Origin of the sequence: Acetobacterium sp. K1/6 (assembly GCF_034438075.1) — a bacterium.
Taxonomy (GTDB): Bacteria; Bacillota; Clostridia; order Eubacteriales; family Eubacteriaceae; genus Acetobacterium; species Acetobacterium carbinolicum.
Genome location: NZ_JAXQGA010000069.1, coordinates 1 through 1,359, shown reverse-complemented (window position 1 = coordinate 1,359; position 1,359 = coordinate 1). Strand labels below are relative to the sequence as shown.

At 42.7% G+C, this 1,359-nt stretch carries 2 protein-coding genes; both read right to left on the bottom strand.

Features of this window, described 5'->3' with window-relative positions; all coding sequences use genetic code 11:
- Nucleotides 1-104 precede the first annotated feature (104 nt).
- Nucleotides 105-998 (bottom strand): IS3 family transposase, encoded by an 894-nt coding sequence (locus U2P91_RS17880; RefSeq protein ID WP_322520099.1) that lies wholly within the window; start codon nt 996-998, stop codon nt 105-107.
- Entirely contained in the window at nt 995-1,282 is a 288-nt protein-coding gene (locus tag U2P91_RS17875; RefSeq protein WP_322520098.1) for a transposase, read from the bottom strand. Before U2P91_RS17875 ends, U2P91_RS17880 begins: the two co-directional genes overlap by 4 nt.
- Between the last annotated feature and the right edge of the window lie 77 nt (nt 1,283-1,359).

The window sequence follows — 1,359 nt, the reverse complement described above, 5'->3', positions numbered from 1 at the left end:
TGGAATTGTCAATAATAGTTCAGTCAAAACGCGCAAGGAATTTTCCAAGCCCCTATAGAATAGCCAGCCATCATCGCCGGTAACAATCATCAAAACTTTAAATGCTATGCAGCGAGCTGGTGATTGTCGATACAAAGCCCCCGATAAACCAGCGGTGGATAGCCATTATTTGTACTGTAAATTCGTCGTCGATTGTAATAATGGATATAGCGGTAAACAATCGTTTTGACTTCAACCATGGGCATACTTTTGGTATTAATTTTATAGAGCTTCTCTTTTTTCAGCGTTGCGAAAAAACTTTCCATCCGGGCATTATCGTAGCAGCGACCGGTACCACTCATACTCTGGATGGCATTTGCTTTTTTTAATGCCTTCCGAAATCGTTGGCTGGTAAACTGCGTGCCCCGATCGGAATGAAGGATCATTCCTTCGGCACCATCATCTCTGCAGGCGTTTTGAAACGCTTCAACACAAAGGTCTGCCCGCATGTTGTCATCCATCCTGAAGCCCCGGATACTGCCGTCATAACAATCAAAAATGGGTGCCAGATAAAGTTTTCCATCTTTACAGGGGATTTCCGTAATATCAGTAAGCCATTTTTGATTCGGCGCTTCCGCTGTGAAATTCTGTTTGATGAGGTTTTCGGACTTTTGCGCTTCGGCATCGGCTTTCGTGATCCCATTAGGTTTACGCTTCATGCGGATCATCAGATTATTTTCTTTGCAGATGCGGTAGATTGTCCTTAAACTCCCAAGATAGTCCCGATTTAATCGAAGATAATCATAAATACGTCGAACACCATAATTGGCGTTTTCTTCGTCTTCCTGAATTAATTCATAGATTTGCGCCAAAAGATTTGCGTGCTTATCCGGTTTGCTTTTTGATCGCAGAAATTTATAGTAACCCGATTCGCTGACACCAAGCGTACGACAGAGCAGGGCAACCGGCCAACGGTCACGACGGTCGGCAATATATGACATACGCTGCTGTTTTGCTATTTCTTTCGGCGCTTGACAAAAAAACCAAGCGCATCCTGAAGAATTTCAATTTCTTCTCTGGCTTCCCGAAGCTCTTTTTCGAGCTGTTTTAAACGATTGGGATCTGTTATTGGGGTATTCCCTGGATTATCACAAAAACCAACCTTTCCGGTTTTAGCTTTGCTGATCCACGTGTACAAGGTATCGAGCTTTATACCTAACCGCTCTGCAGCTGCTTTGTTGCCGATCTCATTTGCCAATTTTAACGCTTCATAGCGTTCTTCGGCACTATATACTTTTTTCATCACTAGTCAGTCCTTTTTATTTTTATTTTACCTCATTTCCTTGCAATTTGGGACTGCACTTTTATGATAATACTCCA